Raw genomic sequence first — 24,048 nt, forward strand, 5'->3', positions numbered from 1 at the left:
CATCAGGAGACAACCCCAATGCGCAATCTCAATGAAGACACCATCACGCAGGCCGTGATCGCGTCGCTGGGCGGCTGTCGCGACGAGCGGCTGCGCACGGTCATGACCAGTCTCGTCCAGCACCTGCATTCGTTTGCGCGGGAGACGAAGCTCACCGAGGCCGAATGGCAAACCGCGGTCGGCTTCCTGACCGCCGTCGGCCATATCACCGACGACACGCGCCAGGAGTTCATCCTGCTGTCCGACGTGCTCGGGCTGTCGACCCTCGTCACCGCGCAGAACCATGCGAAGCCGCCCGGCTGCACGGAGGCCACCGTATTCGGCCCGTTCTACGTCGAAGGCAGCCGCGACTTCGGGATGTTCGACGACATCGCGAACGGCGCATGCGGCGAGCCCTGCTTCGTGTCGGGCCATGTGCGCGACATCGACGGCACGCCGATCGCGCACGCATCGCTGGAAGTCTGGCAAGCCGATGAAGACGGGCACTACGACGTACAGCTCCCGGCCGACGATGGCTCGGTCACGCACCGCGCGCGTGGCCGGCTGCGCACCGGTGCCGACGGCCGCTACGCATTCCGCTCGATCCTCGCCGAGCCGTATCCGATTCCGCACGACGGCCCCGTCGGCGCGATGCTCGATGCGCTCGGCCGTCATCCGTGGCGCCCCGCGCACTTGCACTTCATGATCGAGGCACGCGGCTACGACACGCTGATCACGCACGTGTTCCGCGACGGCGACCGCTATCTCGACTCCGATGCGGTATTCGGCGTGCGCTCGACGCTCGTCGCCGACTGGGTCCGGCACGCGCCCGGCCTTGCGCCGGATGGATCGCGCATGGACACGCCGTTCTACACGCTCGATTACGACTTCGTGCTGAATCCCGCGGAGCGCGCCGCATGATCCGCCACGTCGTGATGTGGAACGTCGCCGGCGCGACCGAGCCCGAGCGCGCGGTGGCACGCACCACCGTCAAGACCGCGTTCGAAAGCCTGCGCGGCCGGATTCCGGGCATGACGCACCTCGAGGTCGGCGCGGATTTCAGCGCGGCCGATTACGCGTGCGACCTGATTCTCGTCGCCGAATTCGAGTCGCGTGAAGCGCTCGACGCTTACGCGACGCATCCTGAACACGCTCGCGTACGCGACGCACTGACCGGCCTGCGCATCGCGCGCCACCAGGTCGACTACGCAACGGAGTGAGAACGACATGAATTTCATCTACCAGGCACGCCCCGCACGCGTGATCTTCGGCGCGGGCAGCCTCGAGCATCTCGAACGCGAAGTGCTGGAACTGGGCGCGCAACGCGCAATCGTGCTCTCTACGCCGGAACAGCGCGACCTCGCGCAACGCATCGTCGAGCGGCTCGGTGCGCGTGCAGCCGGACTCTACGATCGCGCGACGATGCACGTGCCGATCGAGATCGCCCGCGATGCGCAGGCGTTCGCGAGGTCGTGCGACGCGGATTGTGCGATCGCGATCGGCGGCGGCTCGACGATCGGCCTCGGCAAGGCGATTGCGCTCGAAAGCAGCCTGCCGATCCTCGCGATACCGACGACCTACGCCGGCAGCGAAATGACGCCGATCTACGGCCTGACCGAAGGCGGCCTCAAGCGCACGGGCTCCGACGCACGCGTGTTGCCGAAGACGGTGATCTACGATCCCGCGCTCACCGTCACGCTGCCCGTCGAGCTGTCCGTCACGAGCGGCCTCAACGCAATCGCGCACGCAGCGGAAGGCCTCTACGCGAACAACGCGAATCCGGTGATGAGCCTCGTCGCCGAAGAAGGCATTCGCGCACTGGCACGCGGCCTGCCCGGCGTGCGGCGCGACCCCGCCGATCTCGGCGCACGCAGCGACGCGCTTTACGGTGCCTGGCTGTGCGGCATGGTGCTCGGCAACGTCGGCATGGCGCTGCATCACAAGCTCTGTCATACCCTCGGCGGCAGCTTCAACCTGCCGCACGCGCCGACCCACACGGTCGTACTGCCGCATGCGCTCGCGTACAACGCCGCGCACGCACCGGACGCGATGCAGCGGATCGCCCGCGCGATCGGCACCAACGACGCGGCGCGCGGCCTCTACGCACTGGCGCTCGACAACGGCGCGCCGGTCTCGCTGAAGGCGATCGGCATGCAGGAAGCCGACCTCGATCGCGCGGCCGATCTCGCGGCCGCCAATCCGTACTGGAACCCGCGCCCGATCGAACGCGACGGCCTGCGCGCGCTGCTGCAGGACGCCTTCGACGGCAACCTGCCCCGCTCGAGCGCGCACTGAGCCGAACACACGACAAACCAACGAACGCCCCCGTCATGGAGACACCCCGCATGAATACCGAATCGAGCGCACCCGGCGACAGCACCGCCGAACACTGTGACGTCGCCATCGTCGGCTACGGCCCGACCGGCCTCGTCGCCGCATCGATGCTGGGCCGCGCCGGCCATCGCGTGATCGTGCTCGAACGCTGGCCGACGCCCTACGGCCTGCCACGCCTCACCCACATCGACGGCGAAACCGCGCGCATCGTGCAGGCCAGCGCCGACGTCGATCACGCGCTGCGCAACGCGAAGGCGGTCGACTCGTATCACTACCGCGATGCGAACGGCGACCTGCTGCTCGAACTGAACTGGACCGGCCGTGCATGCGGCTATCCCGCGCACATCTCGATCTATCAGCCCGACATCGAGGATGCGATCGACGCGCGCGCCAGCACCTTCAAGAACGTGACGATCCTGCGCGGCTGGGAAGTCGATACGCTGCTGCAGGACGACGACGGCGTGACGCTGACCGCGCATCCGTGGCGCGGCGGCCAGGACGCGCAATGGACCGGCAAGCCGCGCACCCTCCGCGCGCGGTACGTGATCGGCGCGGACGGTGCAAACAGCTTCGTGCGCCGCACGCTCGGCATCGAACGATCGGATTTCGGCTACAACGAGCGCTGGCTCAATCTCGATTCGGAAAACAAGCGCGATCTCGGCGACGGCTGCGCGCGCACGACGATCTACTGCGATCCGGCGCGCGCGTACATGCACATGCCGATCGGCACGAAGCGCACGCGTTTCGAGCTGCGCGTGCTGCCGAACGAATCGACGGCCGAATGGGAAACGGAAGCCGCCGGCTGGAAGTGGCTCAACGACCACTACGGCTACGGCCCGGACGACCTGACACTGCTGCGCCACGTCGTCTACACGTTCGAGACGCGCATGGCCGAACGCTGGCGCGCCGGCCGCGTGCTGCTCGCGGGCGATGCCGCGCACACGATGATGCCGTACATGGGACAAGGCGCGTGCTCCGGCATGCGCGACGGCATCAACCTCGCGTGGAAGCTCGACCTGGTGCTGACCGGGCGCGCATCCGCCGACCTGCTCGACACGTTTGAAGCCGAACGCCGTCCGCACGTGACCGCGATCACGCAGATGTCGCTGTTTCTCGGGCAGGTCGTCAACGAGGACGATCCGCGCAAGGTCGCCGAGCGCGACGCGGCGTTCCGCTCGGGCACCATGCCGCCGATGCCGCCGTTCCCGAAGCTCGACCGCGGTATCGTGCACGACGAAGCCGACGGCACGCGCCTGCCGACGACCGGCGCGCCCGCGCCGCAAGGGCGCTTTCGCCGCGGCGCAGCCGAGGGCCGTTTCGACGACGTGGTCGGCCGGGGATTCCAGCTCGTCGCGCGCGAACACCCTTCCCGCTATCTCGACGACGCGCAGCGCGCGTTCCTCGCACGGCTCGGCTGTCACGTGGCGGTGCTGTCCGACGACGTGAGCGCACCGGATGCCGTGGTCGATCTCGACGGCGACCAGCATGCGTTCATGACGGCGCACGGGATCGGCGCGTATGTCGCGCGGCCCGATTTCATCGTGTTCGGTTCGGTGGTCGACCTGCGCGACCTCGGGACGCTCGTCGATTCGCTCCGCGACAAGCTGCACGGGCCAGCCGCGTCGAGCGAGCCGTCCGCGGCTTCGGCCGCCTCGGCGGCTGTCACCCACGCATCGTGAAGGAGACGTACGCATGACGACTGAACTGTCACCGTTCGCGCTGTCCCTGCAACGCGCGATGCCCGTCACGCGCTTGCTCGACTGCGGGATGGACTACGCCGACGCAATGGCGCTGCACGCGCGCACGTCGGCAGGCGAACCGTGGGACGTCGCGGCCGAAGCACTGGCCGACGCGCAGCTCGCGCGCGCCACCCAGGCCGCCGATGCCGGCCACCTGGTCACCGCTGCCGATGCTCAGGCGATGGCTATCGCGAACCTGCTGTTTGCGCAGATGGCGTTCAACCACGACGTGCCGCGCAAGCGCGCGCTCTATGCGCGCCTCATCGACGCGTCGCACGGCCTCGCGCGCTGGTCCGACAAGCGCATCGAACGCGTCGAAGTGCCGTTTGGCGATGCGCACCTGATCGGCTGGCTGGTCCAGCCCCCGACCGAGCGTGTACGAGGCACCGTCATCGTGTTCGGTGGCCAAAGCGGCTGGGGCTTCGCGTACTGGCCGATCGCGCGCGCGCTCGCGGCGCGCGGCCTCGCCACGCTGCTCGCCGAAGGGCCGGGCCAGGGCGAGACGCGGCTCGAACAGCGGATCTTCGTCGACGTCGACATGAGCGCCGCGTATCGTCGCTTCGTCGATCACGTCGCCGATCGCGTGCCCGGGCCGATCGGCATCTGGGGGAACAGCATCGGCGGATTGTGGGCCGCTTCGACTGCTGCGAGCGACCGACGTCTCGCCGCCTGTTGCGTGAACGGCGCCCTCGCGGCGCCAACACTGCTGCCGTTCCGCACGTTCGTCGAACAGGCCGCGGCGATGCTCGGTAACGACCATCCCGACGCGGTCGCGGCGAACTTCGCGCGGATGAGCTTCTCGTCCGAACGCGACCGCATCGCGTGTCCGCTGCTGGTGCTGCACGGCGGTGAGGATCCGCTGATCCGGCTCGACGACCAGCAGCCGTTTCTCGATGCGGCGACGTCCGGCGATGCAACGCTCAGGGTCTGGCCGGAGGGCGAGCACACGATCTACAACCACGCGTCCGAGCGAACCGCGGTCGTCTGCGACTGGTTCGTCGAGCGGCTGACGCAGGCTGCGGCTGCGTAATCACGCAGGCGGTGTCGACCGTGCGGAGGGTCGACACCGCGCACGGCATTACGACTTCCCGCCACCGCTCTCCACCACGCCGTCGATTTCCGCCCGCGTGAAGCCATACTTCGCCATCCGCTCGCGATGATCGGCCGAGCCGAGATACTCGCGCAGCTTCGCGTTCACGGCCTGCACGAGCGCGTCGCTGTTCTTGCTGAACGAAAACCCGCCGACCGGCACGGCCGCACCCGCGTCACGCTCGTGCGAGACGGCCTCCAGCCGCTCGTCCGTGTCGGCGACCACGCGGGCCCCGATCGCGGTGCTCGCGAACGCGTCGACCTGCCCCGCCAGCAACGCAGCCACGGCGTCGGGTTGATCCTTGAAGATGACGATCCGGTCGTCGCTCACACCGGCCGCCTTTGCCGAATCGATCTGCACCTGGTCGGTCACGCAGCCCAGCCGCGCATCGCCGCGGGCCGCGACAGCCGCGTAGCTCGTCAGCCGCTTCGGGTTGCCGGCCTGCAGCACGAATCCGTCGCCGATCGCCCACACCGGCACGCTGTACGTCACGTGCCGCGCCCGTTCGGCCGTCACGAAGATCGGCACGTTCATGTCCCAGCGCCCGGCCTGCACACCCGGCAGCAGCGCGTCGAACGACGTCGGGTGATATTCGATTTCCGTCACGCCGATCGCGCGCAGCACCCACTCGGCCAGTTCGATATCCGCGCCGGTCACGGTACCGTCTTCCGCCGTCCAGTAGAACGGCGGCTCCTCGATGTACGCAATCCTTACCTTCATGGTGTCACTCCTGACGTTCAATGATGTTCGCCGCGCCCGGACGCCGGGCACCCGCTTCATGCAACCGCTGCATCCATCGCCTGCGACAGCGCCGACAACGCAGGCGGCAGGCGCTCCAGCGGAAGATAACCGAACCCAAGCCTGAACACGCGGCTGCTTTCGCCGAACCACGCACCCGATGCGAGCTGCACGTCATGGTCGGCCAGGACCTGCCAGAAGCGCGACACGGCCTGCTCGTCGAAAGCATCCTGACGCAACCGCACGCAGCACAGTGCGCCCGCGTCGGGCCGCACCCACTCCACCCGCGCACGTTCACGCTCGCACCAGCCCGACACGATGTCGAGCGCGCCGGCAAGCAACCGGCGGCGAGGCGCGAGCACGTGCTCGCGGTTGCGCAACACGGTTGCGGCGAGCGTCTCGTCGAGTACCGAACCCGAGATCACCGTATTCAGCTTCGCGACGAGCAGACGCGCCCGAAGCCCCGCGTCGGCCACCGTGAGCCACCCCGTCCGCAGACCGGGGGCGCCCAGCGCTTTCGACACCGATGAACCCGTGACGACACGTGGATCGACACCCGCGAAACTGGCTGCCACGGCGGCATCGCCATAAGTCGCTTCGCGATAGGTCTCGTCGATGAACAGTATCGCGTCCGGACACCGTTGCGCCATCAACGCCAGCAATGCATCGATCTCGGCGCGCGATGCCTGTACGCCGCCCGGATTCTGCGGGGACGCGATGCTGACCAGCCGCGTCTTCGACGACAGGCTCGCGTCGAACTGCGCAAGGTCCAGCCGGTAACCGGTCTCGAACGACAGCCGCACTTCTCGCACCGTTGCGCCGGCGCCGACCAGGCAGTCGCGGCTCGGCGGAAAGCACGGCGTCGCGAGCACGGCCTCGTCGCCCGGCCGGCACACTTCATAGGCCAGCAGAAACAGCCCGAGCGCGGTGCCTTGCGTCGTCACGATCTGCGCGGCCGGCACATCGCAGGTATCGGCAATCGCATCGCGCAGCACGGCAGCCCCCGCCGACTGGCTGTAGCCGAGCTTCAGGTGACGGACCGCCTCGACACCGGCCAGATCCAGCAGTTCGCCGACCGTCAGGTCTTGCGACGTGCTCTCCGCCAGGTTGAAGGTCCGGTTCACATCGAGCAGCGAGATGATTTCGTTGTGCGGAAATCGTCCGCGCCACTCACTGGAATACGCTTGAGTCGTCTGCATGGGCAAGCCTCACAATGGCCGATCGAAGGATCGAAACACAGCCATCGTAGCGCTCGCCCAAAAACCATAACAGCCACAATTTTTCGTCGATTTGACCAACACAATTCTGCGTGGCGCGCACGCGCTGAACGGCCGATAATCGGACACTCCCCTGCGCTGGTGTCCCATGGAAACGCAAACGTCATTCCGCTACAGGCAGCTGGCCGACCTCATCGTCGGCATGATCGAAAACGGTACGCTGGCACCCGGCACGCGGCTGCCGTCCGTGCGTGCCGTCAGCGAACAGCAGCGCATCAGCGTCTCCACCGCGCTGCAGGCCTACCGTCTGCTCGAAGATCGCGGCGTGCTCGTATCGCGGCCGCAGTCGGGCTTCTACGTCGCGGCCGCGCGCGGCGGCACGCTTGCCTTGCCGAGCGCATCGCGCTCGCGCGCCAAGGCGTCGACGGTGTCGATCAGCGGCGCAGTCGCCGCGATGCTCGAACATGCCGCCAACTCGGCGCTCGTGCCGCTCGGATGTGCGGTACCCGATCCGGCGCTGCTGCAATCGAAGCGGCTCGATCTCGCCCTCGCCCGCGCGGCGCGCCAGCATGGCACGCGCTACAACGTGTATTGCGCGCCCTACGGCGAACCGGCGCTGCGCCGCGAAATCGCGCGGCGTGCGATGCGTTTCGGGCACCCGCTGTCCGCCGACGACATCCTCGTCACGAACGGCTGTACCGAGGCGCTGACGCTCGCGCTGAATACCGTGGCCACCCGCGGCGATACGATCGCGGTGGAATCGCCGACCTACTTCGGTCTGCTTCACACACTGGAGGCGCTGGGACTGAAGGCGCTGGAGCTGCCGACCGACCCGCTGCGCGGCGTCGACGTCGGCCTGCTCGCGCAGCGGCTCGAATCGGAACCGATCGCCGCGTGCGTGCTGTCGTCGAGCTTCGGCAATCCGCTCGGCTCCGCGATGAGCGACGACGACAAACGGGCGCTGCTTGCGCTGCTCGCGCGCCATCGGGTGCCGCTGATCGAAGATGACGTCTACGGCGACATCCACTTCGGGCGGGATCGGCCGAGGCCGTTCAGCGCACTCGACAACGGTGCCGATACGATCTACTGCAGTTCGTTCTCGAAGAGCCTCGCTCCGGGATACCGGATCGGCTGGATCGCGGCGGGTGCGCGCACTCAGCAGGTGATGGAACGCAAGCTTGCGCTCAGCCTGTGCGGCCCGGTGTTGCCACAGGTCGCGCTGGCCGAGTTCCTCGCGAGCGGCGTATACGACGCGCATTTGCGCCGCATCCGGCGCGTGTTCGAGGACAACCTGGCGCGGATGACGCGCACGATCGAGGCCAGCTTTCCGGCCGACACGAAAGTGAGCCGGCCGGCCGGCGGTTTCGTGCTCTGGCTCGAACTGCCGAAGCGATTCGATTCACGCGCGCTGTTCGATGCCGCGCTCGAACACGGCATCTGCTTTGCGCCGGGCGACATCTTCTCCGCCAGCCGGCGCTTTCGCCATTGCCTGCGCCTGAGCGCGGGGCATGTGTGGAACGAACGCATCGAGGACGGCGTCCGGTGCCTGGGCCGGCTCGCGCGGGCACAACTCGCGCGCTGAGCGCGGCGGCCGCCGCCTCGCGATCGCTCCGCTCAGCCGCCGATCTTGAACGTCGGCAACTGCTGCCCGAGCCGGGCGCCCATTTCCGTACCGAGCGCCTGCAGCGCATTGAACGGCCGGATCATGACCTCGAATTCGACGATCCGCCCTTCGTCGTCGAAGCGGATCATGTCGATCCCCTTCAGCGCCTTGTCGCCGATCGCCGCGCTGAACTCCAGCACCACGCTCTTGCCGTCGTCGGTGACGAACTGGCGGTGATAGGTGAACTTCTCGAGGATCGTGATCACCGTGCGCAGCGCCAGCAATAGCGCGGGCGCCGGCCCGTAGGGCTTGAACGCCATCGGCGAACGGAACACGGCGTCCGGATGGACGATCGACTCCAGTGCGCCAAAATCCTTGCGTTCGATCATCGCGTGCCACTTGTCGAGCGATTGCGCGACAGCGGGTTGAAGGTGCAGCGGTGCGTTCGTCATCGAAGTCTCCTGTATCGTCGGGCGGAAAAGAAGCGAGTCAATCTCAAAGCGTGGCGGCCAGCGTCGTGCCCTGGTGAATCGCGCGCTTCGCATCGAGCTCGGCGGCTTCGTGCGCGCCACCGATCACGTGAACCTTGCGCCCGGCGGCCTCCAGTTGCACCGCCAGTTCGCGCAACGGCTCCTGCCCCGCGCAGATCACGACGTTGTCCACCTGCAGCGTCTGCTCGACACCGTCGATCGTCACGTGGAAGCCTTCGTCGTCGATGCGCCGGTAGGTCACCGCCGACGACATCCCGACGCCGCGCGCCTTCAGTGCCGTGCGGTGGATCCATCCGGTGGTCTTGCCGAGCCCGTCGCCGACCTTCGACGCCTTGCGCTGCAGCAGATGGATGTGCCGGGCCGCCGGCTCGGGCCGCGCATGGCGCAAGCCACCTGCGTTCGCATACGACGGGTCGACGCCCCATTCGGCCAAGAACCCGTCCACGCCGGCCCGTTCGCCGCCGTAGCGATGGACCAGATATTCCGCGACGTCGAAGCCGATGCCGCCCGCGCCGACGATCGCGACGCTGCGGCCCACCGCCTTGTCGTCGCGCAGTACGTCGAGGTAGCCGAGCGTCTTCGCATGCCCGACGCCGTCGATCGGCGGCGTACGCGGCACGATGCCCGTCGCGATCACCACTTCGTCGAATTTGCCTTGCAACAGCATCTCGGCAGTCGCACGCGTATTGAGGTGGAGCGTCACGCCACGCAGTTCGATCTGCCGGCGGAAATACCGCAGCGTCTCGTTGAATTCTTCCTTGCCCGGCACCTTCTTCGCGATGTTGAACTGGCCACCGATCTCGGCGCTGGCCTCGTACAACGTCACTGCATGACCGCGCTCGGCCGCGGTGACCGCGAAGCCGAGGCCCGCCGGCCCGGCACCGACCACGGCAATCCGTTTGCGCTGCGGCGCGGGGCGAATCACGAGCTCGGTTTCATGGCACGCACGCGGATTCACCAGACACGACGTGATCCTGCCGCTGAACGTATGGTCGAGGCACGCCTGGTTGCAGCCGATGCACGTGTTGATTTCGTCCGCACGCCCTTCCCGCGCCTTGCGGACGAATTCGGCGTCGGCGAGGAACGGCCGCGCCATCGACACCATGTCGCAATAGCCGTCGGCGAGCAGTTGCTCGGCAACTTCCGGCGTATTGATCCGGTTGGTCGCGACGAGCGGGATGCCGACCTTGCCCATCAGCTGCCGCGTGACCCACGCGTACGCGGCACGCGGCACCTTGGTCGCGATGGTCGGAATGCGCGCCTCGTGCCAGCCGATGCCCGTATTGATGATCGTCGCACCGGCCGCCTCGATCGCCTGCGCGAGCCGGATCACCTCGTCGAGCGTCGAGCCGCCTTCGACGAGATCGAGCATCGACAGCCGGTAGATCACGATGAAGTTCGTACCGACCTGCTCGCGCACGCGCCGCACGATCTCGACCGGAAAACGGATACGGTTCTCGTAGGCGCCGCCCCATGCGTCGTCGCGATGATTCGTGCGCGCGGCGATGAATTCGTTGATCAGGTAGCCCTCCGACCCCATGATCTCGACGCCGTCGTAACCCGCATGCTGCGCAAGCGCCGCGCATCGCACGAAATCGGCGATCGTCTCGTCGACTTCATCGCTGCTCAGCGCATGCGGCGTGAACGGGTTGATTGGCGCCTTCAGCGCACTCGGTGCGGCGAGCGCCGGGTGATATGCGTAGCGCCCGAAATGCAGGATCTGCAGCGCGATCTTGCCGCCCTCCGCATGCACCGCGCGCGTCACGACACGATGACGCTCGGCTTCCGCGTCGGTCGTCAGCATCGCGCCGCCTGGCGCCGGGCGCCCCCGTTCGTTCGGCGCGAATCCACCCGTGATGATCAGGCCGGCCTCGCCTCGCGCACGCTCCGCATAGAACGCCGCCATCCGCTCGAAGCCGTTCGGCGCTTCCTCGAGGCCCACGTGCATCGCCCCCATCAGCACTCGGTTCCTGAGCGACGTGAAGCCGAGTTCGAGCGGGGTCGTCAGATGCGGATAACGCGGTGTCATGGGGTGTCTCCATTTTTATGCAACAAGTTGCACAGATAGTAGTTCACGACTTTCGTTTATGCAACCCGTTGCATAAACGCGTCCATCATCTTGTACTATGGCCCCGATATGGCAAGATGCGATTCATTCCGCGGCCTCCTCCGATCCGACATGTCCCTGCCCCACGCACTCCTCACCGCTCTCGCCGAACGCCCGGGTTCAGGCTCCGAACTCGCCGACCGTTTCGATCGCTCGATCGGCTATTTCTGGCAGGCGACGCACCAGCAGATTTATCGCGAGCTGGGGCGTCTCGAGGAAACGGGCTGGATCGAATCGCTGCCGGCCGAATCGGGGCGCGGCCGCAAGCGCGCGTACCGGATCCTGCCGGCCGGCAAGAAGGAGTTGCGGCGCTGGATCGCCGAACCGGAAGATCCGACGCCGCTGCGCGAAGCGTTGATGGTGCGCCTGCGCGCGGAAGCGGTGCTCGGCCCGGCCGGCCTCGAGGACGAAATCAGGCGGCGCATCGCACTGCACCAGGAGAAGCTCGACCTGTACTTGCAGATCGAGGCGCGCGATTTTTCGGAGGAGTCGGATTCGCGCACGAAGCGCCTTCAACATCTGGTACTGCAGGCCGGTATCGCGAACGAGCGGTTCTGGGTCGAATTTTCGCAGCACGCACTCGACGTGCTGCGCTCGCCGAAAGACTGAACGACTGAAGGAGGAGATGACGATGACGCAGAAAACCGTGCTCTGCTACGGCGATTCGAACACGCACGGCACGCGCCCGATGACGCGTGCCGGCGTACTGGAGCGGTTCGAGCGCGAAGAACGCTGGACCGGCGTGCTGGCACAGACGCTCGGCGCGGGCTGGCGGGTCATTGAAGAAGGGTTGCCCGCGCGTACGACCGTGCATGACGATCCGATCGAAGGCCGGCACAAGAACGGTCTGTCGTATCTGCGCGCGTGCATCGAGAGCCACTTGCCCGTCGATGTCGTCGTGCTGATGCTCGGGACGAACGATCTGAAGACGCGCTTCTCGGTCACGCCCGCCGACATCGCGACCTCGGTCGGCGTGCTGCTTGCCGAGATCGCTGCATGCCGTGCCGGCCCGTCCGGCGCGTCACCGAAGCTCGTGCTGATGGCGCCTGCCCCGATCGTCGAGGTCGGTTTCCTCGGCGAGATCTTCGCGGGCGGCGCAGCGAAGTCGCGGCAGCTCGCGAAGCGGTACGAACAGGTAGCAAGCGATGCCGGTGCGCACTTCCTCGACGCCGGCGCGATCATCGAGGTCAGCCCGGTGGACGGCGTTCACTTCGCGGCCGACCAGCATCGCGCGCTCGGGCAGCGGGTCGCGGCCCTTCTGCAGCAGATCGCGTAACCCGCCCGCGCGCTGAACCGCAGCCGCGCGGCCGGTGCCGGTGCGCGGCACGCGGCGCGCGGAAAGCCGGTCACGCGTCCGGCAGGATCACCACCTTGCCCTTCACCTGCCGGTTCGCCATCCGCGCGATCGCGTCGGCGGCGCCGGCCAGCGACACGCGCTCGGTGATCGCGGGTCGCACCTTGCCGGCCGCGAACCATTCGGCGAGCAGGCGCATGTTCGCGACATGCTGCTTCGGATCGCGGCGCACCGCATCGCCCCAGAACACGCCGAGAATGTCGCGCTCCTTGAGCAGCGCCAGGTTCAGCGCGATCTTCGGAATCTCGCCGGCTGCAAAACCGACCACGAGGAACCGGCCGCGCCAGGCGGTCGCGCGCAACGCCGCCTCGCTGTAGGCGCCGCCCACCGGATCGTAGACGACGTCCGCACCGCGCCCGCCGGTCAATTCGTCGACACGGCGGCGCAGGTCTTCGGTCGCATAGTCGATCGTCTCGTCGGCGCCCGCTTCACGACACAGTGCCAGCTTGTCCGCACTCGACGCCGCCGCAATCACGCGCGCGCCGAGCGCCTTCGCGATCTCGATCGCGGCGAGCCCGACGCCACCCGCCGCGCCCAGCACGAGCAACGTCTCGCCTTCTTGCAGCCGCGCGCGCTGCTGCAACGCGTGCAGCGACGTGCCGTACGCGAGCACGAGCGCCGCGCCCTGCTCGAATGTCATGCCCGGCGGCAACGCGGCAATCTGGTGCACGTCGGCCACGCACTGTTGCGCGAACCCGCCGTGCCCGGTGAACGCAACCACCGAATCACCCGGCTGCCATGCGGTCACGCCCTCGCCCACCGCGTCGATCACGCCGGCAAATTCCGCACCCGGTGAAAACGGCAGTGCCGGTTTCACCTGATACAAGCCCTGGACGATCAGCGCGTCGGGGAAATTGAGCGACGCGGCCTTGACCTGAACCCGGACCTGGCCTGCGGCCGGTTCGGGAATCGCCACGTCCTCGATACGCAAGCTGTCGATCGGGCCGAATGCGGTACACAACAGGGCTTTCATGTTCGTCTCTCTCCTAGTGCGGTGTAGGCGGGCATCGGGTCAGCCTGCGGGGCACGCCCGCACGGCCGGTTCAAGACGAATACGCAACTGCCGACGTAATCGGCATCCGCGACATCGTCTGCATTCCGGAATGTCGGTGAAGCAACGATCAGAACCACGCGTCGCGCATCTCGAGTGTCGTCGTGTCGACACTCGCCAGCAGATCGAGCTGCGCATCCACTTTCGGCAATTCCCAGTTGAAGAAATAGCGGGCCGCCGCACGCTTGCCGTCGTGGAAATCGTCGGCTTTCCCGTGCGCGGCGAGCGTCACATCGAGCCACATCCACGCGACGACGAGATGGCCGAACGCTTCCAGATAGACGCTCGCGTTCGCGAGCCGCACCTGCGGATCCCCGATCGCGCCGAGCTGACGCGTGACGTCGACCAGCCGTGCCCAGCGCTGCGCCAGCGCATCGGCCTGCTCGCGGAGGTTGCCATCGAGCAGGCGCGCTCGTTCGACGGTCGCGCCGATCCGCGCATCAAGTGCGCGCAGCAATACGCCATCGTCCTGTGCGACCTTGCGGCCCAGCAGGTCGAGCGCCTGGATCCCGTGCGTGCCTTCGTGAATCGGATTGAGCCGATTGTCGCGATAGAGCCGCTCGACCGCGTAATCGCGCGTGTAGCCATAGCCGCCGTGCACCTGGATCGCGAGGTCGTTCGCAGCCAGACACCACTGCGACGGCCAGCTTTTCGCGATCGGCGTCAGGATGTCGAGCAGGCGCGCGGCACCTTCGCGCACGTCCGCATCATCGTGCGCGCGTGCTTCGTCCACCAGCTTCGCGCAGTACAGGATCAGCGCGAGACCGCCTTCGACATAGGCCTTCTGCGCGAGCAGCATGCGCCGCACGTCCGGATGTTCGACGATCGGTGCCTGCGGCGCGGCGGCATCCTTGCCGGCCGGCCCGAGCGGACGCCCCTGCGGCCGGTTGCGCGCGTAGTCGAGCGCGTGCAGATAGCCCGTGTAGCCGAGCGCCACCGCGCCCGCGCCGACACCGATGCGCGCTTCGTTCATCATGTGGAACATGTACGCGAGCCCATGGTTCGGCTGGCCGACCAGATAGCCGATCGCGCCTGCGCGCCCTTCCGGACGGTAGCGCGTGCCTTCGCCGAAGTTCAGCAGGCAGTTGGTGGTGCCGCGATAGCCCATCTTGTGGTTCAGCCCCGCGAGCACCACGTCGTTGTGCTCGCCCTGCGCGGCGCCATCGGCGCCCGGCAGGTACTTGGGCACGATGAACAGCGAGATGCCGCGCGTGCCGGGCAGCAGCCGGCCGTGTTCGTCGGGAATCTTCGCGAGCACAAGGTGGACGATGTTCTCCGTCAGTTCGTGTTCGCCGCCCGAGATCCACATCTTGTTGCCGGTCAGCCGGTAGCGCGGGCCGAGCGGCGAGTCGCCTTCGAAATCCGCGCGCGTCGCGATGTCCGACAGCGACGAACCGGCTTGCGGCTCGGACAGGCACATGGTGCCGAGGTAGCGCCCTTCCAGTTCCGGGCGCGCGAACGCGTCGATCTGCGCGGGGCTGCCGTGCGCGACGAGCAGGTTCGCGTTGGCGACGGTCAGGAACGGATAGGCGGCCGTCGCGATGTTCGCGGCCTGGAAGAACAGAAACGACGCGGCTTCGACCAGCTTCGGCAAGCGCATGCCGCCGAGCGCTTCGTCATGGCCCGCGGCAATCAGCCCGGCGTCCGCAAAGGCGCGCACGGCCGGCTCGACGTCCGGGATCAGCGTCACGCGCTCGCCGTCGAACTGCGGCTCCTCGCGATCGCCACGCGCCGCATGCGGCGCGAACAGGTCTTCCGCAATCCGCTCGCTGGTATCGAGCACCGCGTCGAAGGTCTCGCGACTGTGCTCGGCGTAATGCGGCAGCGCGACGAGCGCTTCCGCGTCGAGCCAGTCATACAGCAGGAACGCGAGATCGCGTCGCGACATCAACAAGCTCATCGTGCTGCCTCCCGGGGCCGGCTTCGTCAGCCGAATGAAGGGTTTCGGGTCTGCAAGTGCTGGCAGGAATTTAGCACGGTCGTTCGCAAACGACAACGACGGATGCGCTAGTCCGCGTAACCGGGGTTGCGCCGATCGAGCCGGCGCAGCAAGCCGGGCCAGACGAGCGCTCCGGCGCCCATCCCGCGCGTCACCGCGGCGATCTGCTGCTTGATGCCGTCGAGAATCGGTTGTGCGATCGGCAACAACGCCGAGCCGCCGGCCTGCGCGCGGACCTGGATCATGCAGGCCGCTTCGAAGAAGTACATCGCGACGAACGCGTCTGCCGGCGTCGCGCCGACGGTCAGCAGGCCGTGGTTGCGCAGCATCAGGTTCGTGTTGGCGCCGAGGTCGCGCACGAGGCGCGCTTTCTCGCCCTCGTTGAGCGCAATGCCCTCGTAGTCGTGATAGCCGAGCGACGCCAGCACGCCGAGCGACTGCTGCGACAGCGGCAGCAAGCCCCCTTCCTGCGCCGACACGGCGACGCCGTTGATCGAATGCGTATGCATCACGCACAGCGCGTCGTCGCGGGCCGCATGCACCGCGCTGTGAATGGTGAAGCCGGCCGGGTTGATCTCGTACGGTGATTCGGACACCTTGCGTCCGTCGAGATCCACTTTCACCAGCGACGATGCGGTGATCTCGTCGAACATCATCCCGTACGGGTTGATCAGGAAATGATGCTCCGGGCCGGGCACGCGCGCGGAAATATGGGTAAACACGAGATCGTCCCAGCCGAACAGCGCGGTGAGGCGATAGGCCGCCGCGAGGTTGACTCGCGCTTCCCATTCGGCGGGGGAAACCGACTGCTTCACACTGACTTCGGATGAGGTCACGTCACGCTCCTTGCTCAGGGGTCGATGTGCACCGGGCCGCACGATGCGGCCCGGCGTGGGGGATATTGTGCGTCAACCGGCGTCCGGCTTCGCGAGCTGATCGGCAACCGGCAGGCTGCGGATGCGCGTGCCGGTCGCCGCGAAGATCGCATTGGTCAGCGCCGGCGCGACGGGCGGCAGGCCCGGCTCGCCCACGCCGCCGAGCGGCGTCGCAAAATCGTCCGGCGCAACGAGATGCACGCGGATTTCGCGCGGCGCCTCGTTCATGCGCAGCACCTGGAAGCCGTTGAAGTTGCTCTGCTCCGGATGGCCGTCCTTGAACGTGATCTCGCCGTGCAGCGCGATGCCGAGCCCCATCACCACCGCGCCCTCGAGTTGCGAGCGGACGCGCTCCGGATTGACCTGCGGCCCGCAGTCGATCGCGATGTCGACCCGCGGCACCGCGATCTTGCCGTCGGCATCGACCTGCACCTCGCACACCACCGCCGTATACGACACGAAGCTGCGATGCGCGGCAATCCCGAGCCCGTGCCCCTTCGGCAGCTTGCGTCCCCAGCCGGCGCCGTGCGCGACCGTCTCGATCACGCGCCGCAGCCGCCCGGTATCGACCGGATACAACGCCGGATCCTCGCCGTAGTTCACGTTCTTCACCGTGATGTGCGGCTCGAATCGCCGCGCGGGCCCGATCAGTTCGAGCAGGAAATCCTTCGGGTCGCGGCCGGCCGCGTGCGCCAGCTCCGACACGAAGCTCTGGATGCCGAATGCGTGGGGGATGTTGTAGACCGAGCGGAACCAGCCGATCCGCGTGTGCGCTTCCGCGGCCGGATTCTCGATCCGCACGTTCGGAATCGCGAACGGCAGGTCGGCAATTCCCTGCGCGAGCTCGCCCGGTTGCTCGTGCATGACGCCGGCCCTGAACGTCGACTGGATCGACGGCGCGACCGTGCGATGCTGCCACGCGACCACTTTCCCCGACGCGTCGATCCCGCCGTCGAACGCCTCGAGCGACACCGCATGGAAATAGTCGTGCGCGATGTCGTCCTCGCGCGTGAACGTCAGCTTGACGGGCGCGCCGACCGCCTTCGACAGCAGCGCCGCCTCCACCACGTAGTCGGGCTTCGACTTGCGGCCGAAGCCGCCGCCGAGCAGTGTCACGTTGACCGTCACGCGCTCCGTCGGCAACCCGAGCGCCTTCGCGATCTCGTCGCGCGTGGTCTGCGGCGCCTGCGTGCAGGTCCACACTTCGCAACGGCCGTCCGCCACGCGCGCGACAGCGGCAGGCGGCTCCATCGTCGCGTGCGCGAGATGCGGAATGTAGTACGTCGCACGCACGCGCTTGGCGGCGCCGGCCAGCGCCGCCGCCGCGTCGCCATCGTTGCGGATCACGTCGCCCGGTTGCGCGGCCGCCGCTTCGAGTGTCTTGCGATAGGCGGCCGAATCGTAGTTCGCGTTGGGCCCGCGCTTCCAGTCGATCTTCAGTTGCGCGCGTGCCTGGATCGCTGTCCACGTATCGCGCGCGATGACCGCCACGCCGCCAAGCGGCTGGAACCCGGACGGCAGCGGCGTTGGCGCGAGCGACACGACCTTGACGACGCCCGGCAGCTTCTCCGCCGTCGACGCGTCGAACGACGCCACCGTGTCACCGTAGGCTGGCGGTCGCGCGACGACCGCATACAGCATCCCGTCGAGCCGCGTGTCGATTCCATAGTGCGCGCGGCCGCCGACGATATCGCGTCCGTCGATCAGCGCCGTTTCGCCCTTGCCGATATAGCGGAATTCGGCGGGCGCTTTCAGCACCACCGTTGCCGGATCCGGCGCCGGCAACGCGGCCGCCTTCGCCGCCAGTTCACCGAAGCCGAGCTTGCGCCCGCTCTTCGTGTCGACGACCTCATGCACCGTCGCCTTGACCTGACGCGCATCGACGCCCCACGCCGCGGCGGCAGCCTGTTCGAGCATCGTGCGCGCGGCCGCGCCCGCGCGACGCAGCGCGGCGAAGCTCTGGCGCAGGCTGCGCGACCCGTCGGTGTTCTGGTTACCGTAGCGTGGCTCGTCGCCGACGGCCTGCGCGACCTTCACGCGCGCCCAATCCGCGCCCAGCTCATCCGCCACCACGAGCGCGACGCTCGTGCGCACGCCCTGCCCCATCTCGGAGCGGATGCAGGTCACGGTGACCGTGCCATCCGGCGCGATCGCGACGAACAGGTGCGGATCGTCGCGCAACCCGTGTGGCATCCCCGCGCCGCCATACTGCGGATTCGCGCTGACGGGCGGCTGCACGGGCACGGCCGCACGAACCAGCGACGGCACGCCGAACGCAAGCAGCAGCCCGCCGGACGCGAAGCCGAGCAGCAGCGCGCGACGACTTTCGTTATGGACGGAGAGTTCGGGCGCGCTCATGCGGCACCTCCGCGGCGCACGGCCAGACGGATCGCCGCGCGAATGCGCGTGTAGGTGCCGCAGCGGCAGATGTTGCCCGACATCGCATCGTCGATGTCGGCGTCGGTCGGATGGGGATTCGTCTTCAGCAACGACGCGGCCTGCATGATCTGCCCGGACTGGCAGTAGCCGCACTGCGCGACGTTCAGTTCCTGCCAGGCCTGCTGCAGCGGATGATCGAGATCCGTCGACAGTCCCTCGATCGTCGTCACGCGCTTGCCGGAAGCGGCCGCGACCGGGGTGATGCACGACCGGATCGCGACGCCGTCAAGGTGCACGGTGCACGCGCCGCACAGCGCCATGCCGCAGCCGAACTTGGTGCCGGTGTGGCCGAGGACATCGCGCAGATACCAGAGCAACGGCATGTCGGGATTGCCGTCGAAGTGCTGCTCGCTACCGTTGACGGTCAGCGTGATCATCGTTCACCTCCTGGTTGCGGTGCCCGCATCGGGCAGGCATCGGGTGGGGATTCGAACGGCGCGGCGCACATTCCGAACAACCAGGCAGGCAAGGCGCCGTGTCGTGGGCCGAGTTGCCTGCAAACACGGCCCGGCAGATACATGTCAACGATGCGGCCGCCCGGTTGCCTGCGCAACATGACAACGACTTCCCGGCCGCTTGCTCGCCCGCATGGATCGCCGACCGCATTATCGAACCATTTCGGATTTGCCGTCGGATCGGGGCGATTCGGGCGTTTCAGGTCATCGGAGCGGGAAAGTCACCCGGGGATGGAATGCTGCGGCCGGCCACGCTTGCGGATGAGACAGGCCGGTGATTCAGGTATCGATGTTTCGATGCGCGGCCGAAGGCGATTCGCTCTCGCTGCCGGATGGCGACGGTCCGCGATCACCGGACGCCTCGCTGCGACGGTAGTAAAGCCACACGACCAGACCGCCCAGGGCAATCAGCGGGCCGAGGGACAGGAAATGCTCGATCGCGAAATCGCTGACGGGTTGCGCCCCGTAGCTGCCGCCACTCACCTGAGCCGCCGCTCCGAGGACGGCAAGCACTCCCCACGCTGCCAGAAGCAGACCGACTGCGACTGCGATCGCACCCATCGTCGACTTACGCATTGACCTCTCCGTCAACCATCGTCCTGCCAAGCGGATACGCCATCGCGCCAAGGATGGGCTCGTCCGCTGCGAATTGCCGAAAAGCATACACCGACGCGCACGATCGTCGCATGGTCGCGAAACACATGACTTCGTTCGGGAGTGGATGGCACGCTGGACGAACCGGCCGTTGCGATGTCGCAATCCGTCGAATTTTTCTACGCGCCGACAGGAATTGCCGGTTTGCCCGGAAGCGGTCGTTGTCGGGGTGGGGGTGGGTGCGGCCGCTCACGCAGACACACGAATTCGCCGGTCTCGCCGAACGGCGAGATCGCGCAAACGCAAACGTCCGGCCGGCCTGCTGGCCGGACCGGATCATCGGATGACGGTAACGAGCCGTTCGGGCGCTAGCGCGCCACCACCCTCACCGCGACCTCAACGCCTGCAATCCCAGCGTGAGCGGATTCATCGGCATCTCCGACGTCCCCATCGAAAAGCTCGTCGCCTTCGTGGGTGCCCCCGGATTACGCATCAGCGCGTGAACGATCCGCTCGCTCGCATGACCGTCGCCGTACGGATTGCTCGCGTGCGCCATTTCCCCGTACGCGCTCTCGCTGTCGAACAGACGCGAGGCCTCCCACACGATCCGCTCCTGATTGGTGCCGACGAGCCGTGCGGTACCGGCCTGGATCGCTTCCGGCCGCTCCGTCGTCTCGCGCGTGACCAGCACCGGCTTGCCCAGTGCCGGCCCTTCTTCCTGAATGCCGCCCGAATCGGTGATGATGAAATGCGCGCGCGACATCAGGAATACGAACGACAGATATTCCTGCGGCTCGATCAGGTAGATGTTCGGCACGTTGCCGAGCCGTGCACGCGCCGGCTCACGCACGTTCGGGTTCATGTGCAGCGGATAGACGAACTGCGCGTCGCGATAGCGATTCGCCAGCATACACAGCGCATCGCAGAAATTCTGGAACGGCTCGCCGAAACTTTCGCGGCGATGGCCGGTGATCAGCACCACGCGCCGCGACGGCTCGAGAAACGGAAACTGTCCCGCGACCCGCTCCGTCAGCGCCGCGGTGCAGTCGAGCATGCGCTTGACCTCGTGCAGCGCGTCGATCACGGTATTGCCGGTCAGCACGACCGCCCCGCCCGGTACGCCCTCGCTGAGCAGGTTGTCGCGTGCCTGCCCGGTCGGCGCGAAATGCCACGACGACACCGCGTCGGTCACGCGGCGGTTCAACTCCTCCGGCCACGGCGACCAGATGTCGCCGCTGCGCAAGCCGGCCTCCACGTGCCCGACCGGCAGATAGCGGTAGAAGGCCGCAAGACTGACCGCGAGCGTGGTCGTCGTATCGCCATGTACCAGCACGACGTCGGGACGCAACTCGTCAAAGACGACGCCGATCGCCTGCAGAATGCCCGTCGTCACGTCGGTCAGGGTCTGACTTTGCCGCATCACGTTGAGATCGTAGTCGGGCTTGATGTCGAACAGCGTCAGCACCTGATCGAGCATTTCACGGTGCTGCGCGGTCACGCATACCCTGGCGTCGACGCCCGCTTGTGCCTTCAATGCACGCACCAGCGGTGCCATCTTGATGGCCTCCGGCCGAGTCCCGAACACAAGCAAAATCTTCTTCATCGTTATCCTCGTTGAGCCATTTCGCGCTGAATGACCCTGCTCGTGGCGCGAAGCATGTATTCAGGCGGCACCTCCCGTACTCGCACGCAGTCGACACGTTGCGATGTCGCGGAGCGAGTGCGCCGCCCGGTTCGCGCGGTCTACGCCACGCGAATCGTCGTACTACCGGCGTCCCGTTGCACTTGATCAGTCACGTCATGAGTCGTTCCTCGCTGAACCTGGCGTCACCTCTGTTCTTCACTTCCCTTCCACTACAGCAATATTCAAACCAGCCGCCCTGCAGCCGTGTGCGGTTCACCCTGCATGCACCGCGCACACGCAGTGAGCGACGGAATGTTTCACAACTGCTACGCGTGTCGCAGCGCCGGATGTGCGCGATACAGGCGCCTATCCGGGCAGTCGTGCGGTTCCTTCGGCGACGTCGTCCGACGAATCGCGAACCCGTGTCGAGCGCTCCTTGCGCGTCGGATCTCACGCATCTGTCGAAGCGCGTTGCGCTTCCTTGATCCGCCACTTTTGTCTGTGCAGCGGGCGACACAATCGACCACTCGGCTGAGGTCATGCACGAGGGATTTACCCGACACGCAACGTCGTTTACGTCGCACGAATCGGGAGGGTGGGAAACGTTGCGAATGTGTAACGCAGGTTTTGAACGGGGGGGTTGCATCGGAGTCCGGTCCACGCAACGCATGCGTCCTCATGCAATGCACCGGCATTCCGGCCGATGCACACGCAACGAACGACGCGATGCGCATCACCGAGCAGGGTCGTGCCGCCGAGGTCGCACCGGTTCGGCAGACAATTCGCTCGACGCATGACGCGTACGGGCCGTAACGCCGATCGCGCTCGGGCGCTCGGCCCGCGGACGCTGATTCTTCGATGAATCAAAATCCGCCGCCATCGTCTGCGCCACGCGCCTGCCCTCCACCCCGGCCCCTTGCTGCGCGCGGCATCGCGGCCGATGGCTCACGCCTTGCTTAATGACAGTCAGGTGTGCCCCGAAGCGCCCGCCCGACCGCGGACGAACGGGGACGCCCAAGCAACGAAGCAGGGACGAAACGCAACGCGTCCGCCTGGAGCGAAAGACAAGCGCTCGTACGCGCCGAACGTGCCGACGTGTCCTGTTGCAGTACGTGCGATCCGCGAGCCTGGTTCCGGCTCCGAAGTAAAGAACCTGGCCGCGAACGCCAATATCGGTACCCGCCTCGGGTTCACCCGCGCCACGGTGAACCGAGCCACAACGTCGACGCGCTCGCCGGGTGCGACGCGGCCAACGCCGCGCCCGGCGACGATTGCACAGGACCGCCGCGCAGGCGCCCAAGACCATGAACCGGCCCGCGCTTTGCCCGACCGTACGCTCGCGCGTAGCGGCCACCGTCGCGCTGTGCCGCCTGTGGCACGTCGCCTGTTGTATCGCCGCGTGCGGCTTCGCGCTGCACGCGAGCGCCGCCGAACTCCGGCTCAACGGGATGTACCAGCGCGCCGACGGCGCGATCACCGTGCGCGTGAACGGCGTCGGCATCGATCCGTATTTCGCGGCGAAAGCGCTGCTGGCCGCGTCCGACGCGCAACTCGACGCCCGTCCGGCTGCGCTCGCGTGGATCGCATGGGTACTGCCGCGCCAGCGTCCGGATGGCGGCTTCGATCGCTATTGCCTGAAGAACGACCGCTACCGCGCATGCGCCGACGCGGAAACCGACGACGCGATGATGGCGACCTGGATCGAACTGCTCGCCCGCTTCGCGCCGCCTGACGGCTTGCCCGCCGCATGGGAACTCAGCCTGAACCGGGCCGGCCTGCATCTGGACACGCTGCTCGACAAGCCCTCCGGCGTCTATCAGATCTCGTCGTCACTGCACGTCGCGTTGCTGATGGACAACGTCGAGGTACACAGCGCGTTCCAGGCACTCGCGGCGTACTACGTCCGGCGCGCCGACTACACGCATGCGGGCCCGTGGAGCCAGCGCGCCGACCGGCTGGCATCCGCGATCCTGAAGGTGTTCTGGCGCGGCACGGAATCCGGCTTTCGCGCCAGCACGCAGCAGGTCAGCGACACGAGTTTTTATCCTGCGAAGATCGCGCAGATCCTCCCGCTCCTGTCTGACATTCAGGTTCCCGAACAATCTGGCGAGACGATCTACGCGCAGTGGATGAGGAAGTACGGCAAGAGCTGGCCGCAACTCGCCGACACCGATTATCCGTGGAGCTTGATCGCGCTGGTCGCGGTCAAGATGAACGATTGGGGCACGGTCGCCTGCTGGCAAGCGCGATCAGCGCCATACCGGCACGGCGCACACTGGAACGTACTGGAGGAGTCGCTATATCTGGCATTCGAAAGACGGATGGCCGCCCCCGTCATACCCGCTCGATGCGGATTCACGACGGCGGCGGCAACGGCGACCGCATCGCGCTGACGCAAGGGTGCGTGCGGTCCATGATG

Annotated in this window: 20 protein-coding genes; 9 read left to right on the plus strand and 11 right to left on the minus strand. The window is 67.2% G+C overall.

The window, feature by feature from the left end; all coding sequences use genetic code 11:
* Nucleotides 1-18: 18 nt before the first annotated feature.
* The 5 genes from LGN19_RS15640 to LGN19_RS15660 are packed head-to-tail and all read left to right on the plus strand — an operon-like array spanning nucleotide 19 to nucleotide 5,082.
* Complete coding sequence (locus LGN19_RS15640; protein ID WP_226215779.1) at nucleotides 19-900, plus strand: intradiol ring-cleavage dioxygenase; 882 nt, start codon at nucleotides 19-21, stop codon at nucleotides 898-900.
* The gene (locus LGN19_RS15645) at nucleotides 897-1,199 is read left to right on the plus strand and encodes a Dabb family protein (protein ID WP_174957156.1); all 303 of its coding nucleotides are present in this window, start codon (nucleotides 897-899) and stop codon (nucleotides 1,197-1,199) included. Before LGN19_RS15640 ends, LGN19_RS15645 begins: the two co-directional genes overlap by 4 nt.
* A gap of 7 nt (nucleotides 1,200-1,206) precedes the next feature.
* Entirely contained in the window at nucleotides 1,207-2,274 is a 1,068-nt protein-coding gene (locus LGN19_RS15650; protein WP_122945033.1) for a maleylacetate reductase, read from the plus strand.
* Nucleotides 2,275-2,324: 50 nt separating this feature from the next.
* A complete protein-coding gene (locus LGN19_RS15655; protein WP_226215781.1) occupies nucleotides 2,325-3,992 on the plus strand; it encodes a bifunctional 3-(3-hydroxy-phenyl)propionate/3-hydroxycinnamic acid hydroxylase in 1,668 nt (555 codons plus the stop codon).
* Nucleotides 3,993-4,005: 13 nt separating this feature from the next.
* Nucleotides 4,006-5,082 carry an alpha/beta hydrolase gene (locus LGN19_RS15660; protein ID WP_226215783.1) on the plus strand — a complete coding sequence of 359 codons (1,077 nt, stop codon included), beginning with the start codon at nucleotides 4,006-4,008 and terminating at the stop codon, nucleotides 5,080-5,082.
* A gap of 48 nt (nucleotides 5,083-5,130) precedes the next feature.
* On the opposite strand, the gene LGN19_RS15665 is transcribed toward LGN19_RS15660, so the two are convergent.
* Nucleotides 5,131-5,862, minus strand: coding sequence for a transporter substrate-binding domain-containing protein (locus LGN19_RS15665; RefSeq protein WP_226215785.1), 732 nt, complete (start codon nucleotides 5,860-5,862; stop codon nucleotides 5,131-5,133).
* A 56-nt stretch (nucleotides 5,863-5,918) separates the two neighbouring features.
* Nucleotides 5,919-7,079, minus strand: coding sequence for a pyridoxal phosphate-dependent aminotransferase (locus tag LGN19_RS15670; protein WP_226215787.1), 1,161 nt, complete (start codon nucleotides 7,077-7,079; stop codon nucleotides 5,919-5,921).
* A gap of 166 nt (nucleotides 7,080-7,245) precedes the next feature.
* On the opposite strand from LGN19_RS15670, the gene LGN19_RS15675 reads away from it, so the two are divergent.
* Nucleotides 7,246-8,679, plus strand: coding sequence for a PLP-dependent aminotransferase family protein (locus tag LGN19_RS15675; RefSeq protein WP_226215789.1), 1,434 nt, complete (start codon nucleotides 7,246-7,248; stop codon nucleotides 8,677-8,679).
* Nucleotides 8,680-8,711: 32 nt separating this feature from the next.
* Here the strand turns inward: LGN19_RS15675 and LGN19_RS15680 are convergent, their stop codons facing one another.
* Together LGN19_RS15680 and LGN19_RS15685 are read right to left on the minus strand one after the other, a co-directional pair.
* The gene (locus LGN19_RS15680) at nucleotides 8,712-9,152 is read right to left on the minus strand and encodes a nuclear transport factor 2 family protein (RefSeq protein WP_122945027.1); all 441 of its coding nucleotides are present in this window, start codon (nucleotides 9,150-9,152) and stop codon (nucleotides 8,712-8,714) included.
* A 43-nt stretch (nucleotides 9,153-9,195) separates the two neighbouring features.
* Entirely contained in the window at nucleotides 9,196-11,220 is a 2,025-nt protein-coding gene (locus LGN19_RS15685) for an NADPH-dependent 2,4-dienoyl-CoA reductase (RefSeq protein ID WP_226215791.1), read from the minus strand.
* 150 nt (nucleotides 11,221-11,370) lie between these two features.
* Between LGN19_RS15685 and LGN19_RS15690 the strand changes: the two genes are divergently transcribed.
* Together LGN19_RS15690 and LGN19_RS15695 are read left to right on the plus strand one after the other, a co-directional pair.
* The gene (locus tag LGN19_RS15690) at nucleotides 11,371-11,907 is read left to right on the plus strand and encodes a PadR family transcriptional regulator (RefSeq protein ID WP_226215793.1); all 537 of its coding nucleotides are present in this window, start codon (nucleotides 11,371-11,373) and stop codon (nucleotides 11,905-11,907) included.
* 22 nt (nucleotides 11,908-11,929) lie between these two features.
* A complete protein-coding gene (locus LGN19_RS15695) occupies nucleotides 11,930-12,574 on the plus strand; it encodes an SGNH/GDSL hydrolase family protein (RefSeq protein ID WP_122946641.1) in 645 nt (214 codons plus the stop codon).
* A 70-nt stretch (nucleotides 12,575-12,644) separates the two neighbouring features.
* Here the strand turns inward: LGN19_RS15695 and LGN19_RS15700 are convergent, their stop codons facing one another.
* The 7 genes from LGN19_RS15700 to wecB form a co-directional block, all read right to left on the minus strand.
* Nucleotides 12,645-13,625, minus strand: coding sequence for an NADPH:quinone oxidoreductase family protein (locus LGN19_RS15700; protein WP_089450266.1), 981 nt, complete (start codon nucleotides 13,623-13,625; stop codon nucleotides 12,645-12,647).
* A gap of 148 nt (nucleotides 13,626-13,773) precedes the next feature.
* Complete coding sequence (locus LGN19_RS15705) at nucleotides 13,774-15,603, minus strand: acyl-CoA dehydrogenase (protein WP_226215795.1); 1,830 nt, start codon at nucleotides 15,601-15,603, stop codon at nucleotides 13,774-13,776.
* A gap of 107 nt (nucleotides 15,604-15,710) precedes the next feature.
* Nucleotides 15,711-16,478: a class II aldolase/adducin family protein gene (locus tag LGN19_RS15710; RefSeq protein WP_174983278.1), complete on the minus strand. Its 768-nt coding sequence runs from the start codon at nucleotides 16,476-16,478 to the stop codon at nucleotides 15,711-15,713.
* A 72-nt stretch (nucleotides 16,479-16,550) separates the two neighbouring features.
* Complete coding sequence (locus LGN19_RS15715; RefSeq protein ID WP_226215797.1) at nucleotides 16,551-18,875, minus strand: xanthine dehydrogenase family protein molybdopterin-binding subunit; 2,325 nt, start codon at nucleotides 18,873-18,875, stop codon at nucleotides 16,551-16,553.
* Nucleotides 18,872-19,333 (minus strand): (2Fe-2S)-binding protein, encoded by a 462-nt coding sequence (locus tag LGN19_RS15720; protein ID WP_011351636.1) that lies wholly within the window; start codon nucleotides 19,331-19,333, stop codon nucleotides 18,872-18,874. Before LGN19_RS15720 ends, LGN19_RS15715 begins: the two co-directional genes overlap by 4 nt.
* A gap of 357 nt (nucleotides 19,334-19,690) precedes the next feature.
* Nucleotides 19,691-19,987, minus strand: a complete 297-nt coding sequence (locus tag LGN19_RS15725; RefSeq protein WP_226215805.1) for a hypothetical protein — start codon at nucleotides 19,985-19,987, stop codon at nucleotides 19,691-19,693.
* Between the two features lie 403 nt (nucleotides 19,988-20,390).
* Nucleotides 20,391-21,608 (minus strand): non-hydrolyzing UDP-N-acetylglucosamine 2-epimerase, encoded by a 1,218-nt coding sequence (wecB, locus tag LGN19_RS15730; RefSeq protein ID WP_226215807.1) that lies wholly within the window; start codon nucleotides 21,606-21,608, stop codon nucleotides 20,391-20,393.
* Nucleotides 21,609-22,933: 1,325 nt separating this feature from the next.
* Here wecB and LGN19_RS15735 point away from each other — a divergent pair.
* The gene (locus tag LGN19_RS15735; protein WP_226215809.1) at nucleotides 22,934-24,022 is read left to right on the plus strand and encodes a hypothetical protein; all 1,089 of its coding nucleotides are present in this window, start codon (nucleotides 22,934-22,936) and stop codon (nucleotides 24,020-24,022) included.
* Nucleotides 24,023-24,048: the final 26 nt, after the last annotated feature.

The sequence above is a fragment of the Burkholderia sp. AU30198 genome (genome assembly GCF_020419825.1).
In the GTDB taxonomy this organism is placed as follows: Bacteria; Pseudomonadota; Gammaproteobacteria; order Burkholderiales; family Burkholderiaceae; genus Burkholderia.

Bases quoted from the DNA above. Each gene is read 5' to 3' on its own strand.
- LGN19_RS15715 (WP_226215797.1), bottom strand. From the start codon at position 18,875: ATGAGCGCGCCCGAACTCTCCGTCCATAACGAAAGTCGTCGCGCGCTG.
- LGN19_RS15685 (WP_226215791.1), bottom strand. From the start codon at position 11,220: ATGACACCGCGTTATCCGCATCTGACGACCCCGCTCGAACTCGGCTTC.
- LGN19_RS15695 (WP_122946641.1), top strand. From the start codon at position 11,930: ATGACGCAGAAAACCGTGCTCTGCTACGGCGATTCGAACACGCACGGC.
- LGN19_RS15720 (WP_011351636.1), bottom strand. From the start codon at position 19,333: ATGATCACGCTGACCGTCAACGGTAGCGAGCAGCACTTCGACGGCAAT.
- LGN19_RS15670 (WP_226215787.1), bottom strand. From the start codon at position 7,079: ATGCAGACGACTCAAGCGTATTCCAGTGAGTGGCGCGGACGATTTCCG.
- LGN19_RS15700 (WP_089450266.1), bottom strand. From the start codon at position 13,625: ATGAAAGCCCTGTTGTGTACCGCATTCGGCCCGATCGACAGCTTGCGT.
- LGN19_RS15690 (WP_226215793.1), top strand. From the start codon at position 11,371: ATGTCCCTGCCCCACGCACTCCTCACCGCTCTCGCCGAACGCCCGGGT.
- LGN19_RS15725 (WP_226215805.1), bottom strand. From the start codon at position 19,987: ATGCGTAAGTCGACGATGGGTGCGATCGCAGTCGCAGTCGGTCTGCTT.
- LGN19_RS15675 (WP_226215789.1), top strand. From the start codon at position 7,246: ATGGAAACGCAAACGTCATTCCGCTACAGGCAGCTGGCCGACCTCATC.
- wecB (WP_226215807.1), bottom strand. From the start codon at position 21,608: ATGAAGAAGATTTTGCTTGTGTTCGGGACTCGGCCGGAGGCCATCAAG.
- LGN19_RS15660 (WP_226215783.1), top strand. From the start codon at position 4,006: ATGACGACTGAACTGTCACCGTTCGCGCTGTCCCTGCAACGCGCGATG.
- LGN19_RS15665 (WP_226215785.1), bottom strand. From the start codon at position 5,862: ATGAAGGTAAGGATTGCGTACATCGAGGAGCCGCCGTTCTACTGGACG.
- LGN19_RS15735 (WP_226215809.1), top strand. From the start codon at position 22,934: ATGAACCGGCCCGCGCTTTGCCCGACCGTACGCTCGCGCGTAGCGGCC.
- LGN19_RS15640 (WP_226215779.1), top strand. From the start codon at position 19: ATGCGCAATCTCAATGAAGACACCATCACGCAGGCCGTGATCGCGTCG.
- LGN19_RS15655 (WP_226215781.1), top strand. From the start codon at position 2,325: ATGAATACCGAATCGAGCGCACCCGGCGACAGCACCGCCGAACACTGT.
- LGN19_RS15645 (WP_174957156.1), top strand. From the start codon at position 897: ATGATCCGCCACGTCGTGATGTGGAACGTCGCCGGCGCGACCGAGCCC.
- LGN19_RS15650 (WP_122945033.1), top strand. From the start codon at position 1,207: ATGAATTTCATCTACCAGGCACGCCCCGCACGCGTGATCTTCGGCGCG.
- LGN19_RS15680 (WP_122945027.1), bottom strand. From the start codon at position 9,152: ATGACGAACGCACCGCTGCACCTTCAACCCGCTGTCGCGCAATCGCTC.
- LGN19_RS15705 (WP_226215795.1), bottom strand. From the start codon at position 15,603: ATGAGCTTGTTGATGTCGCGACGCGATCTCGCGTTCCTGCTGTATGAC.